Raw genomic sequence first — 12,984 nt, forward strand, 5'->3', positions numbered from 1 at the left:
AGGATGCCCGCGAGCACCGTCACGCCGCACGCCGGACGGGCGGGGAGCGTCACAGCGCCCCCGCTCGCCCGGCGCCGTCGGCGTCTGTTCCTCGGGTTCCTGGCGGCGGTCGTCGTCCTCGTCGCCGTCTCCGTACTGAGCCTGATGGTCGGGGCGCGTACGATCGCCCCGGCCGAGGTGCTGCACTCCCTGCTGCACTACTCGCGGTCGGATGCGGACGCCCTCGTCGTCGTCGACAGCCGGCTCCCGCGCACCCTCCTCGGCATCGTCGTCGGCCTCGGGCTCGGGCTGGCGGGAACGGTCATGCAGGGGCTGTCGCGCAACCCGCTGGCCGACCCCGGCATCCTCGGCGTCAACTTCGGTGCGTCGCTCGCGGTCGTCGTCGCGATCGCGTTCCTCGGCGTGACGGCCCCGTCCGGCTATCTCTGGTTCGCGTTCGCGGGCGCCGCGCTCGCCTCGGCGCTGGTCTACGCGGTCTCGTCGCTCGGCCGGGAGGGCGCCACCCCGGTCAAGCTGGCGATCGCCGGAGCCGCGGTGTCGGCCGCGCTCGGCTCGCTGATCACCGCCGTGCAGCTCACCAGCCAGGTGTCGCTCGACGCGATGCGGTTCTGGCAGGTCGGCTCCCTCGCCGGGCGCGGGTTCGGCATCCTCGTGCAGGTGCTGCCGACGCTGGCCCTCGGCGCCGTGCTCGCCCTCGCGCTCGGCCGCCTCCTCAACGGACTCGCCCTCGGCGACGACGTCGCGCGCGGCCTCGGCCAGCGCGTCGGGCTGACGCGGGTGCTCTGCGGCGTCGCCATCGTGCTGCTCTGCGGTTCGGCGACCGCCGCGGTCGGGCCGATCGCGTTCCTCGGCCTGATCGTGCCGCACATCGCCCGCCGGGTCGTCGGCGCCGACTACCGCTGGATCCTGGCGTACTCGGCCATCGTCGCGCCCGCGCTTCTGCTGGCGTGCGACATCGTCGGCCGCGTCGTCGCGCCGCCGGGGGAGCTGCAGGTCGGCGTCGTGCTGGCGTTCGTCGGCGCGCCCGTGTTCATCGCCCTCGTGCGACGGCGGAGGCTGGTGAGCCTGTGACCGCGACCTCCCCGCAGCAGGCGGCGGTCGCCGCCGTGCTGCGCGACCGTCGTCGCGGCCGTCGCCGCGCACTCCGCGTGTCGCTCGTGCTCGCCGCGCTCCTGGTCGTGGTCGGCGCCGTGTCCCTGACGCTCGGTGCGGCCGGGGTCGCCCCGGCCGAGGTGCTCGCCGCGCTCGTCGGGCGGGCCGACCGGCTGACGTCGTTCGTCATCCTGGAGCTGCGGCTCCCGCGTCTCGTAGCCGGAGCGCTGGTGGGGGCGTGCCTCGGGATGTCGGGGGCGCTCATCCAGTCGATGGCCCGCAACCCGCTGGCGAGCCCCGACATCATCGGCATCACGGCGGCCGCGAGCGCGACCGGCTCGATCGCGCTGGTGTGGTTCGGCCTGACCGGGCTCGCGCTCTCCGGGATCGTGCTGACCGGCACCCTGGCGGCGGCGGCGCTGATCTACCTCCTCGCCTGGCGCCGGGGCGTCAGCGGCTACCGGTTCGTGCTGATCGGGATCGGAATCGCCGCGTTCTGCGGCGGCATCGTCTCGTACGTGCTGACGCGCGCCGACCTCACCGACGTGCAGCAGGCGCTGGTCTGGCTCACCGGCAGCCTGAACAGCGTCGACCCCGCGGCCCTCGCGGTGCTCGCCATCGGGACGGTCGTGCTGCTGCCGTGCGCGCTCGCGGTCGGGCGGCCGCTCGGCACGCTGTCCCTCGGCGACGACCTCGCCGCAGGTCTCGGCGTGCGGCCGGAGCGCACGCGCCTGCTCGTCGTCGCGGTCGCCGTGGCGCTGGCCGCCATCGCCGTGGCGGTCGCCGGTCCCGTCTCGTTCGTCGCGTTCCTGGCGGCGCCGATCGCCCGCCGCCTGCTCGGCCGGGGGTCGCTCGCGCTGGTGCCGTCGGCTCTGCTCGGCGCGCTCATCCTGGTCGTCTCGGACATCGCGGCCCAGTTCGCGATCCCGGGCGTCTCGCTGCCCGTCGGCGTCGTCACCGGCATCGTCGGGGCGCCCTACCTGCTCTGGCTCCTCGCCAGGACGAATCGCATCGGTCGTGGAGGCTGACATGACACCCGAACCCGTGCCCGCGGAGCTCAGCGCCCGCGGCCTCTCGCTCGCCTACGAGGGCAGGACGGTCGTCGACGGCCTGGACCTCGAGATCCCGGCCGGAGCGGTCACGGCCATCGTCGGGCCGAACGCGTGCGGCAAGTCGACCCTGCTGCGGGGGCTCTCCCGGCTGATGGCGCCCGCCGCCGGGTCCGTCCTGCTCGACGGGGCCGACATCCAGTCGCTGCCCACCAAGCAGGTCGCGCAGCGGCTGGGACTGCTGCCGCAGACGCCGACGGCGCCCGACGGCATCACGGTCGCCGACCTGGTCTCGCGCGGCCGCTACCCGCACCAGGGCTGGTTCCGGCGCTGGACGGCGGACGACGACGAGGCGGTCGCCGAGGCCATGACGGCGACCGGGATCGGCGACCTCGCCGAGCGCCCGGTGGACGAGCTCTCCGGAGGCCAGCGGCAGCGGGTGTGGATCGCGATGGCGCTCGCCCAGCGCACCGAGATACTGCTGCTCGACGAGCCGACCACCTTCCTCGACCTCAGCCACCAGCTGGACGTGCTCGACCTGCTGCTCGACCTGAACGCCGCCCGTGGCACGACCGTGGTGATGGTGCTGCACGACCTGAACCTCGCCGCGCGGTACGCCGGCCACCTGGTCGCGATGCGCGCCGGGGCGGTGGCCGCGGCGGGGGAGCCCTCCGCCGTCGTGACGGCGGAGCTGGTGCGCGAGGTCTTCGGGGTGGAGTCGATGGTCGCGGCGGATCCGGTGACGGGCACGCCGCTGGTGGTGCCGATGGGGAGGCACCACACCGCGTAGGTGGCCGGCAGCGCGTCCGTCCGGTTCGGTTCGCCATTCGGGTGAGTCGCCGTCTGGCGGCGCTCTCCTGGTTCCCGGCGGACGCGTTGTCGGCCCGTGTCTGGCAGCGAGCAAGCGCCGTGGTCGGACGGATGCGACTCATGCCAGGTCCACTTCTGGGACACCACCGAGCCGCGCTGGCCGGCGCGACCGTGAGGGTGGCAACGCGGCAAGGATACGCGCGGGCGGTCGCCGGGCACCATACCCCCGGGACGTGCCCACAGGGCGGGCGTCGAACCACTTCTCCACAGCTTCCGAGGCCGCGAGGCGGCGGCGACGCGCCTCATGGAAGAATCGACGCATGGCCTCACCGATCACCCCGCCCCGCGGCATGCGCGACTTCCTCCCCGCCGAGAAGGCCCGTCGCGAGCATGCCCTCGGGGTGATCCGGCGCAGCTTCGCGGCGCACGGCTTCGACGAGATCGAGACGCCCGTGGTCGAAGACGTGGAGCGGCTGCACTCCGGGCTCGGCGGCGACAACGAGAAGCTCTCGTTCAGCATCCTGAAGCGCGGTCTCGACGCCGACGACCTGACCGGCGCGATCGAGTCCGGCGACCTGCTGGCCCTGTCCGACCTCGGTCTGCGCTTCGACCTCACCGTGCCGCTCGCGCGGTTCTACGCCTCGCACCGGGGGGAGCTGCCGCCGGTGTTCCGCAGCATCCAGATCGCGCCGGTGTGGCGGGCGGAGCGTCCGCAGAAGGGGCGGTACCGCCAGTTCGTGCAGTGCGACATCGACATCATCGGCGAGCCGTCGCAGCTCGCCGAGGTCGAACTCATCACGGCGACGGCGGCGGCGCTGGAGGCGCTCGGGCTGACCGACTGCACCATCCGCATCAACGACCGCCGCATCCTCAACGGACTGCTCGAGTACTGCGGCTTCGCCGAGGCGCGCTGGCCGCAGGTGCTCATCTCGATCGACAAGCTCGACAAGATCGGCGCCGAGGGCGTCGTCGCCGAGCTGGCCGAGGGCGGCGCGGATTCCGCGGCGGTGCTCGGCGGCATCCTCGCCGAGCTCGAGCCCCACCTGGCGGAGGGCGGTGTCGAGCTCACGGTCGAGGCGATCACGGGCATCCTGCCCGAGGGCATGGACACTGACGCGGTCGCCGACCTGGAGGCGCTGGCCCACGCGCTCGACACCCTCCCGCCGGGCGTCAGCCTGCGTTTCGACCCGACCCTCGTGCGCGGCATGGGCTACTACACCGGCACCATCTTCGAGATCTCGCACCCGGGCTCCGGAAGCTCGGTCGGCGGGGGCGGCCGCTACGACGGCATGATCGGGCGGTTCCTCGGCACCGACGTGCCCGCGGCCGGTTTCTCGATCGGCTTCGAGCGCGTGGTCGACCTCATCGAGCTGCCGGACGACGCGGGGGAGGAGTCGGTGGTGCTGGTGTACGACCCCTCCGTCCCGCTCGACCGCCTCGTCGCCATCAAGTCGGAGCTCATCGCCTCGGGTTCCCGCGTGCGGCTCGACCGCCGCGCCAAGAACCTGAAGGCGGTGCTCGACCGGGCGGCCGCCGCGGGGTTCCGCTCCTTCGCGTTCGTGAACGCCGACACGGCCGATGCGTCGGCCCTCGACCTGAAGCCGCTGGCATGAGCTCGGGCGGCTGGGCGGCCCACAGCCCGCTCGCTGCGCGCGCGCTCGCCTGGAGCGAAGGACGTTGGACCACCCCGCCGGCCGCCGTGGCGTCCGACGGCGACGCGCTCCTCGTGACCGCCGTCGAGTCGAGCGACGCCTGGCGCACGACCGCGTACGGGTTCGTCCACGACACCGAGCACGCCCTCGTCGCCCCTTTGCCGGTCGGCGCCGCGATGGAGGTCTCGTTCACCGGCGACTTCGTGTCGGAGTTCGACCAGGCCGGCGCCTTCGTCCGCGTCTCCGACGAAGAGTGGATCAAGGCGGGCGTCGAGTTCGCCGACGGCGCCCTCCAGCTCGGCGCCGTCGTCACCCACCGGTTCTCGGACTGGTCGGTCGCCCCGGTCCCGCAGTGGGCCGGCACCCGTATCACCGTGCGGGTGAGCCGGGCGGGGGACGCCGTCACGGTCCGCGCCCGGTCCGGCGAGGAGCCGTTCCGCCTCGTCCGCGTCGCCCATCTCGACCCCGAGGCGGAGGCGGAGGTCGGTCCGCTCGTCTGCGCTCCGACCCGGGCGGGCCTCACGGTCCGCTTCGCCTCCTGGACGATCGGCCCCGCCGACGCGGCCCTCCACTGACCGTGGGCCCGCGCCATTCGCCGCAAGCATCCGGCCACGGCCGTCCGGGCGAGCGCGTCCTCACTAGACTGGCCTCGGAATCCCACGAAAACCACGCAAGGAGACAGTTGTGGCTGCAATCGAAGCTGTAGGCGCTCGCGAGATCTTGGACTCGCGCGGTAACCCGACCGTCGAGGTCGAGGTCCTGCTGGAGGACGGCACGGTCAGCCGCGCCGCGGTCCCGTCCGGAGCGTCCACCGGCGCATTCGAGGCCTACGAGCTGCGCGACGGCGACAAGGAGCGCTACCTCGGCAAGGGCGTGCTGAAGGCGGTCGACGCGGTGCTCGACGAGCTCGGCCCGGCCATCGAGGGCTTCGAGGCCTCCGACCAGCGGCTCGTCGACGAGGCGCTGATCGAGCTCGACGGCACCGACAACAAGAAGCGCGTCGGCGCGAACGCGATCCTCGGCGTCAGCCTCGCCGTCGCCAAGGCGGCGGCCGACTCGGCCGACCTGCCGCTGTTCCGCTACGTCGGCGGCCCCAACGCGCACATCCTGCCCGTCCCGATGATGAACATCATCAACGGCGGCGCGCACGCCGACACCGGCGTCGACATCCAGGAGTTCATGGTCCTGCCGCTCGGCGCCGAGACCTACTCCGAGGGCCTGCGCTGGGGCGTCGAGACGTACCACTCGCTCAAGGCGCTGCTGAAGTCCAAGGGTCTCAACACCGGCCTCGGCGACGAGGGCGGCTTCGCGCCCGAGCTGGAGCACAACCGCGCGGCCCTCGACCTGATCTCCGAGGCCATCGAGAAGGCCGGCTTCACCGTCGGCCGCGACATCGCGCTCGGCCTCGACGTCGCCTCCACCGAGTTCTTCGGAAACGGCGTCTACCGCTTCGAGGGCCAGGAGCGCACCGCCGCCGAGATGAGCGCCTACTACCAGGAGCTCGCCGCGAACTACCCGCTGGTCTCCATCGAGGACCCGCTGGCCGAGGACGACTGGGAGGGCTGGGCGCACCTGACCGCCGAGCTCGGCGGCAAGCTGCAGCTCGTCGGCGACGACCTGTTCGTGACCAACCCGAAGCGCCTCGCCGACGGCATCGCCAAGCACGCCGCGAACAGCATCCTCGTCAAGGTCAACCAGATCGGCACCCTGACCGAGACGCTCGACGCCGTGTCGCTCGCGCAGCGCAGCGGCATGACCGCGGTGCTCTCGCACCGTTCCGGCGAGACCGAGGACACCACCATCGCCGACCTCGCCGTCGCCACCAACGCCGGCCAGATCAAGACCGGCGCCCCGGCCCGCTCGGAGCGCGTCGCCAAGTACAACCAGCTGCTCCGCATCGAGGAGGAGCTGGGCGACGCCGCCGTCTACGCCGGCCGCAGCGCCTTCCCGCGCTTCACCGCGTAACCCGCGCCCGCGCGAACGGCCCCCGGGACCTCGTCCCGGGGGCCGTTCGCATGCTCGCGCCGGCCGAGTGGCGACGACATGTCACCACTCGGCCGGGATAACCGCGAAGAGTCACCGTTCGGCTGTCGGCCGGCCGGTAGGGTGCTGGGATGCGGACGGAGTCGGAGGTCGTGCCGCTGGTGCTGTTCCTGGTGCTGGCGGCGCTGTTCGGCCTGCTCGGACTGTTCCTGCTCATCCGTCCCGGGAGCGCCGCCGCCTTCTTCGCCGACGCGGAGGCGCGACGGCGTTTCCGGCCGCGCGACGCCCGCGCGCTCGGGGCGGTGTTCGCCGTCGGCGGGGCGGCCCTCGCCGCGCTCGGTGTCGTGCGGCTGGTGACCCTCCTGACCGCGGGCTGAGCGCATCCCGACACCCCGCCGTGCCTCCGGCCCGCACACCGTCATCGCCTACGATGAGAGGGGGCCGACCGGCCCAGAACCACCGACCGGGGAGGGCCATGCCGAAGCCGAGCACGCGCCGCGTCCCGGTGCGCATGCCCCGCCCCACGGGGTCGGGCCGCTGGCTGCGCCAGCTGCACTTCTCGGCGTTCTCGCTCGTGATGATGGGCGTGCTGGTGCTCGCCGTCGTCATCCTCGCCCCGACCATCCAGGCGTTCCTCGTCCAGAGGCAGCAGATCTCCGACCAGCAGCACGCGGTCGACCGGCTCGCCGCCCAGGTCGACACCCTCAAGGACCAGCGCGCCCGCTGGAACGACCCCAGCTACCTGCGCGCCCAGGCCCGCGACCGGCTCTACTACGTGATGCCCGGCGAGGTCAGCTACCTGGTAATCGACGACCGCCCGCCGGCCGCGACCAAGGACCAGGGCCCGGTCACCTCCAAGCTGCAGAAGACCCAGACCGACTGGGTCGGCTCGCTGTTCGGCTCCTTCATGGGCGCCGGGCTGACCGAGGCCACCCCGCAGCAGCTGAGCGGGACGCCCGCGCCGACCCCGACCCCGACCTCCACCCCGAAGAAGTAGCCCGCATGACCAGACCCCCGTTCGACCCCGTGACCGACGAGGACATCGCGGTCGTCTCCGAGCAGCTCGGACGCCCCGCCCGCGACGTCGTCGGCATCGCCGCCCGCTGCGTGTGCGGCCGGCCGACCGTCGTCTCCACCGCCCCGCGGCTGAGCGACGGGACGCCGTTCCCGACCTTCTACTACCTCACGCATCCGGCCGCCACCGCCGCCATGTCCGCCCTCGAGGCGACCCAGGTAATGGCCGAGTACAACGAGCTCCTCGGCGAGGACGACGAGATCGCCGCGCAGTATCGCGCGGCGCACGAGCAGTACCTCGCCGACCGCGAGTCGATCGCCGTCGTCGACGAGCTCCACGGCATCTCCGCGGGCGGCATGCCGTCGCGCGTGAAGTGCCTGCACGCCCTGGCCGCCCACGCACTCGCCGCCGGTCCCGGCGTCAACCCGATCGGCGACCTCGCGCTCGCCCGCGGCGACTGGTCGCCCGCGGTCTGCGAGTGCCGCATCGACGTCGCCGGCTAGGAGCACGGCGGTGGGGGAGCGGATGCGGCGGCTCGTCGCGGCGGCCGGCGCCGTCGCGCTCGGTCTCGGCGTCGCCCTCGTCCCCGCCACGGTTGCGCGCGCCGATCAGGTGCGCGACATGGAGTACTGGCTGAAGGACTACGGCTTCACCCGCGCCTGGGACACCACCCGTGGTGCCGGCGTCAAGGTCGCCGTGATCGACACGGGCGTCGACGGCTCCGTGCCCGACCTGGCGGGGGCCGTGGTCGGGGGCACGGACGTCAGCGGCGTCGGGGCGGCCTCCGGGCAGAAGCCGCTCGGGGACGCAGAGAGCGCGAACCACGGCACCTGGGTGGCGTCCCTGCTCGCCGGGCGCGGCACGACCGCGGGCAACGGCGTCCTGGGCGCGGCGCCGGAGGCGAGCATCCTGACCGTCTCGGTGGCGCTCGGCAAGGCGATCGGCCGGGTCTCCAGCGACGACCAGATCGCCGAGGCGGTGCGCTGGGCGGTCGACAACGGGGCCTCCGTGATCAACATGTCGCTCACCCGCAACACGCTGGACTGGCCGACCAGCTGGGACGAGGCCTTCCAGTACGCGTTCGACCACGACGTCGTGGTGGTCGCGGCGGCAGGCAACCGCGGCAGCGGGACGAGCGAGGTCGGCGCGCCCGCCACGATCCCCGGTGTCCTCACCGTGGCCGGAGTGGACAGGCAGGGCACCGCGAGCTTCGACGCCTCCGCGCAGGGCATCACGATCGGCGTCTCCGCCCCCAGCGAGCAGCTGGTGGGCGCGAACCCCGGCGGCGGGTATGTGCAGTGGGCAGGCACCAGCGGGGCTGCCCCGCTGGTCTCGGGAGCCGTCGCGCTGGTGCGCGCCGCGCATCCCGAGCTGAAGGCTCCGGATGTGATCGAGCGCATCGTCCGCACCGCCCGGCCCGCGGGAGGCGCCGTCCCGAGCCCGATCTACGGGTTCGGACTGCTCGACGCCGCCGCCGCAGTCACCGCCGACGTGCCGCACGTGACCGCGAACCCGATGGGCGACCTGGCGGAGTGGATCCGCGTGCACCGCCGCGCGGAGGCCCCCACCGCGCCGCCGGGCGGGCAGAACGCACAGGCTGAACCCGTCCCGGCGAAACTCGCCCCCGAACGCGCGGTACCATGGAAGTGGATTTTCTGGCCGCAATGGAGCGTCCTCACCGCTTTCTGGCTTCCGTTCGCCCTGATCGCCGGCTTCCTCGCCCTCGCCGTCCTCGGCGGCGTCGGCGCGTGGTCGCATTTCAGGCGAACGCGGAGCAAGGAGTAATGTAGGCCCAAACTTATCGGTTAGAGGAGACGCATCACTGTGCCCAAAATCCTGATCGTCGGCGGCGGATACGCCGGCTTCTACACCGCGTGGAAGCTCGAGAAGCAGCTCCGCCCGGGCGAGGCCGAGGTCACCATGGTCGACCCGCTGCCGTACATGACGTACCAGCCGTTCCTCCCGGAGGTCGCGGCCGGCTCCATCGAGCCGCGTCACGCGGTGGTCGCACACCGCCGTCACCTCAAGACCACCAACATCATCACCGCGAAGGTCACCTACATCGACCACGCCCGCAAGGTGGCCACCATCCAGCCGCCGGTCGGCGAGGCGTACGAGTTCGAGTACGACATCGTCGTGGTCACCGCCGGCGCGGTGTCGCGCACGTTCCCGATCCCGGGCGTCGCCGACCAGGCCGTGGGCCTCAAGAACATCGAGGAGGCCGTGTACATCCGCGACACGCTCCTCACCAACTTCGACAAGGCCGCGGGGCTCCCCCCGGGGCCGGAGCGCGACCGCCTCCTCACCGTCGTGGTCGTCGGCGGCGGCTTCGCCGGCATCGAGATCTTCGCCGAGCTGCGGTCGTTCGCGAGCGCGCTGCTGAAGCGCTACCCGGAGATCGCCTTCGAGGACACCCACTTCCACCTGATCGAGGCCATGGGCCGGATCATGCCGGAGGTGTCGCTCCCGACCAGCCACTGGGTGATCAAGAACCTGGCGGAGCGCGGCGCGCAGATCCACCTCGAGACGCAGCTGCAGAGCGCGGTCGACGGTGTCATCCAGCTCTCCACGGGCGAGTCGTTCGAGTCCGACCTCATCGTCTGGACCGCCGGCGTCATGGCCAATCCGACCGTCGTGCGTCACACCGATCTCCCGATCGAGGAGCGCGGCCGCCTCCGCGTGCGCGCCGACCTGCGGGTGGGCACCGAGGACGAGATCATCGAGGACGCCTGGGGCGCCGGTGACGTCTCCGCTGTCCCGGACCTCACGGGTGCCGGCGTCGGCGGCTACTGCGTGCCGAACGCGCAGCACGCCGTGCGTCAGGGCAAGCTGATGGCGAAGAACATCGTCGCCTCGCTCCGCGGCGAGCTGCCGCGCCAGTACTACCACAAGAGCCTCGGCGCGGTCGCCGGCCTCGGCGTCGGCATCGGCGTGCTGCAGTCCGGCAAGCTGGCCGTGAAGGGCTTCTTCGGCTGGGCGGCGCACCGCGGCTACCACGGTCTGGCCATGCCGACCTGGGAGCGCAAGTGGCGCGTGCTGTGGGGCTGGTGGAACAACGTGTGGCTCGGCCGCGACATCGTGTCGCTCGAGGCACTCCAGCACCCGCGCGCCGGGTTCGAGGAGTTCGCCGCCCGTCCGAAGCCGGCCGTCGAGGCCGCTCCGGAGGAGCCCGCGAAGAAGCCGTCGACCCGCAAGAAGGCCGACCCGGCGAAGGAGCCGGCGGAGGTCTCCGCGAAGTAACGTCTGAGTGCGAAAGCCCGGTCCTGGGGACCGGGCTTTCGTGCGTTCTGGCTCCTAGGACAGCTCTCGAACGTCCGAATCTCCGTCTGGTCCGCCTCCTGTCGGAGATGCGAGCGAGAGACGGCCGAATCTCCGACGGAAGGCTACGCGGGCCCGTTGCGGTCGCTGTCCCGCGGGCGCCCGGGCGACCGTACTACGATGACCGGACCCGACAGGAAGGACCATCGTGACGGACGAACCGGTCGAGCAGACCTACTCCATCGACCTCCCGCCGGAGGTGGCGCCGGGCAGGTACGCGGACTTCGCGAGCATCTGGCACACGCCGAACATCTTCGTGATCGACTTCGTCGCGATGTCGCAGCCGCCGAGCGTGAACGTCGGCGACGCCGGCCAGCCGCAGATGCTCCTCAACGGCCAGGTGGTGAGCAGGATCCGCATCCCACCGCAGCAGGTGTTCGAGCTGGCGAAGGCGCTCACCCAGCAGCTGGAGCAGTGGGAGCAGGAGACCGGCCAGCGCCCGCCCTCCGCCCCCTTCTTCGACGGCCCGGCCGGCCCGACCGGCTGACGCGCCTAGCGCCCGCCGCCTGCACGCCGCAGTCCGCACGCGACTGGGGTCCCGCGGAACGTGTACGCCCGCTCGAGCGCCCGCAGACGTTCCGTAGCACCGCAGTCGGCGCGCGGCGCGGACTCGCGGCCGCCCTGCGGGTAGGCTCGACGCATGTTCTCGGGTCTCGCCGGATGGCACGTCCTCGTCCTGATGGTCTGGCTGGTGCCGCTGGTGCTCTGGATCGTCGCGCTCGTGCAGATCGCCCAGAGCCGGGCCGAGGCCGGCCCGACGATCGGCTGGATCGCCGTCGTGACGCTCGTGCCCTTGGTCGGCTCGATCCTGTGGTTCGCCCTCGGCCGCCGCAGCGTCAGGGAGACGGGTCCCGACAGCCTCGGCGGCGGCGCGTGACCGACGACCCCGAAGTACCCCCAGTGGGACTCGAACCCACACTCGGGCGAGTTTAAGTCGCCTGCCTCTACCGATTGGGCTATGGGGGCGAGCCGCGACGCCTCAGCGGTTGCGGTACGGCGCCTTGATCAGCTGGACGATGGCCGCGGTGGCGATGCCGCCGCCGACGATGACCACGAGCCAGACGAATCCGATGAGCAGACCTTCCATGCGCTCAACACTACAGCCTCCCTTGCCCCGGAGCGCTGCGGGGCGGAGGGTGGGGCGATGATCAGGATCGGATCGATCGTCTGGGGTGTGCGCGACATCCCGCGCGCCGTGGCGTTCTGGACGGAGGCGCTCGGCTACCGGGCGCTGCGGGAACCCGACGTGGACTGGGCGCTCCTCGGGCCCTCGGCCGGGCGCGGGCCGCAGCTCGCGCTCAAACTGGTCGGGAGCGAGGCGAACCCCAGCCCCCGTCACCACCTCGACCTGTACGCGTCCGACCGGGAGGCCGAGGCGGCACGGCTCGTCGCCCTCGGAGCTGCGCCCGTCGACTGGGAGTACGAGGACGACGCAGACTACGTGGTCCTCGCCGACCCGGACGGCAACCGGTTCTGCGTGGTGGACGCGGGGGAGAAGGCGGCGCCGGTCTGACACGCGACTCTGCGAGGACACTCATGTCATCCGAAGTTCTTCCCCATCCTGACCTTCCACACTGGTCACGGCACCCTTTCTGGTGAGGTGTCCCTCGATCCGGCCGGTGCCCGGGATCCCCCGACGCGGGCGCCGGCCGGATCTTCACGTAGGCTCGGCGGGTGACCTCCCGGTGCCCCTGCCTCAGCGGCGAGACGTACGACGCGTGCTGCGGTCCACTGCACCGCGGCGAGCCGGCCCCGACCGCGGAACGCCTGATGCGCTCCCGCTTCTCGGCGTTCGCGCTCGGCGACGCGGGTTACCTGCTGCGCAGCTGGCATCCGTCCACCCGGCCGTCCGCGCTGGAACTCGACCCGGGCCTCGTCTGGTACCGGCTCGACATCGAGCGCACCGAGCGCGGCGGCCCCTTCGACCAGGACGGCGTCGTCGGCTTCACGGCGTACTACAAGGGGGCGGAGCGGGGCAGCCTGCGCGAGGTGTCCCGGTTCGTGCGCGAGAGGCGCGACTGGTTCTACGTCGACGCACTGGCGGCGCCGTGACCGGGCCGGTTCG

At 72.5% G+C, this 12,984-nt stretch carries 15 protein-coding genes and 1 tRNA gene; 15 read left to right on the plus strand and 1 reads right to left on the minus strand.

Features of this window, described 5'->3' with window-relative positions; translation table 11 throughout:
• Positions 1-3 precede the first annotated feature (3 nt).
• From P5G59_RS00425 to P5G59_RS00485, 13 genes are all read left to right on the plus strand, one after another.
• Positions 4-1,071 (plus strand): FecCD family ABC transporter permease, encoded by a 1,068-nt coding sequence (locus P5G59_RS00425; RefSeq protein ID WP_301214940.1) that lies wholly within the window; start codon positions 4-6, stop codon positions 1,069-1,071.
• Positions 1,068-2,120 (plus strand): FecCD family ABC transporter permease, encoded by a 1,053-nt coding sequence (locus P5G59_RS00430; protein WP_301214941.1) that lies wholly within the window; start codon positions 1,068-1,070, stop codon positions 2,118-2,120. The genes P5G59_RS00425 and P5G59_RS00430 overlap by 4 nt, the downstream gene beginning before the upstream one ends.
• Before the next feature lies 1 nt (position 2,121).
• A complete protein-coding gene (locus tag P5G59_RS00435) occupies positions 2,122-2,931 on the plus strand; it encodes an ABC transporter ATP-binding protein (protein ID WP_301214942.1) in 810 nt (269 codons plus the stop codon).
• 340 nt (positions 2,932-3,271) lie between these two features.
• Positions 3,272-4,564, plus strand: a complete 1,293-nt coding sequence (gene hisS, locus P5G59_RS00440; RefSeq protein WP_301214944.1) for a histidine--tRNA ligase — start codon at positions 3,272-3,274, stop codon at positions 4,562-4,564.
• Positions 4,561-5,178 carry a DUF1349 domain-containing protein gene (locus P5G59_RS00445; RefSeq protein WP_301214945.1) on the plus strand — a complete coding sequence of 206 codons (618 nt, stop codon included), beginning with the start codon at positions 4,561-4,563 and terminating at the stop codon, positions 5,176-5,178. The genes hisS and P5G59_RS00445 overlap by 4 nt, the downstream gene beginning before the upstream one ends.
• A gap of 109 nt (positions 5,179-5,287) precedes the next feature.
• On the plus strand, positions 5,288-6,568 hold the full coding sequence (gene eno, locus P5G59_RS00450; RefSeq protein WP_301214947.1) for a phosphopyruvate hydratase: 1,281 nt from the start codon (positions 5,288-5,290) through the stop codon (positions 6,566-6,568).
• Positions 6,569-6,717: 149 nt separating this feature from the next.
• Positions 6,718-6,963, plus strand: a complete 246-nt coding sequence (locus tag P5G59_RS00455; RefSeq protein ID WP_301214949.1) for a hypothetical protein — start codon at positions 6,718-6,720, stop codon at positions 6,961-6,963.
• A gap of 98 nt (positions 6,964-7,061) precedes the next feature.
• Positions 7,062-7,583 (plus strand): FtsB family cell division protein, encoded by a 522-nt coding sequence (locus tag P5G59_RS00460; protein ID WP_301214951.1) that lies wholly within the window; start codon positions 7,062-7,064, stop codon positions 7,581-7,583.
• Positions 7,584-7,588: 5 nt separating this feature from the next.
• The gene (locus tag P5G59_RS00465; RefSeq protein WP_301214953.1) at positions 7,589-8,104 is read left to right on the plus strand and encodes a DUF501 domain-containing protein; all 516 of its coding nucleotides are present in this window, start codon (positions 7,589-7,591) and stop codon (positions 8,102-8,104) included.
• Between the two features lie 22 nt (positions 8,105-8,126).
• A complete protein-coding gene (locus P5G59_RS00470; protein ID WP_301216946.1) occupies positions 8,127-9,386 on the plus strand; it encodes a S8 family serine peptidase in 1,260 nt (419 codons plus the stop codon).
• Positions 9,387-9,425: 39 nt separating this feature from the next.
• A complete protein-coding gene (locus tag P5G59_RS00475) occupies positions 9,426-10,841 on the plus strand; it encodes an NAD(P)/FAD-dependent oxidoreductase (protein WP_301214955.1) in 1,416 nt (471 codons plus the stop codon).
• A gap of 226 nt (positions 10,842-11,067) precedes the next feature.
• The gene (locus P5G59_RS00480) at positions 11,068-11,406 is read left to right on the plus strand and encodes a DUF3467 domain-containing protein (protein WP_175338086.1); all 339 of its coding nucleotides are present in this window, start codon (positions 11,068-11,070) and stop codon (positions 11,404-11,406) included.
• A gap of 153 nt (positions 11,407-11,559) precedes the next feature.
• A complete protein-coding gene (locus P5G59_RS00485) occupies positions 11,560-11,796 on the plus strand; it encodes a PLD nuclease N-terminal domain-containing protein (RefSeq protein WP_301214959.1) in 237 nt (78 codons plus the stop codon).
• Between the two features lie 15 nt (positions 11,797-11,811).
• Here the strand turns inward: P5G59_RS00485 and P5G59_RS00490 are convergent.
• Positions 11,812-11,885 (minus strand) — tRNA-Leu (locus P5G59_RS00490).
• A gap of 178 nt (positions 11,886-12,063) precedes the next feature.
• On the opposite strand from P5G59_RS00490, the gene P5G59_RS00495 reads away from it, so the two are divergent.
• Both P5G59_RS00495 and P5G59_RS00500 read left to right on the plus strand, forming a co-directional pair.
• On the plus strand, positions 12,064-12,432 hold the full coding sequence (locus tag P5G59_RS00495; RefSeq protein WP_301214961.1) for a VOC family protein: 369 nt from the start codon (positions 12,064-12,066) through the stop codon (positions 12,430-12,432).
• Positions 12,433-12,593: 161 nt separating this feature from the next.
• Positions 12,594-12,971: a YchJ family protein gene (locus P5G59_RS00500; RefSeq protein WP_301214962.1), complete on the plus strand. Its 378-nt coding sequence runs from the start codon at positions 12,594-12,596 to the stop codon at positions 12,969-12,971.
• The last annotated feature ends 13 nt before the right edge of the window (positions 12,972-12,984 follow it).

The organism is Leifsonia virtsii (genome assembly GCF_030433675.1).
Lineage (GTDB): Bacteria > Actinomycetota > Actinomycetes > Actinomycetales > Microbacteriaceae > Leifsonia > Leifsonia virtsii.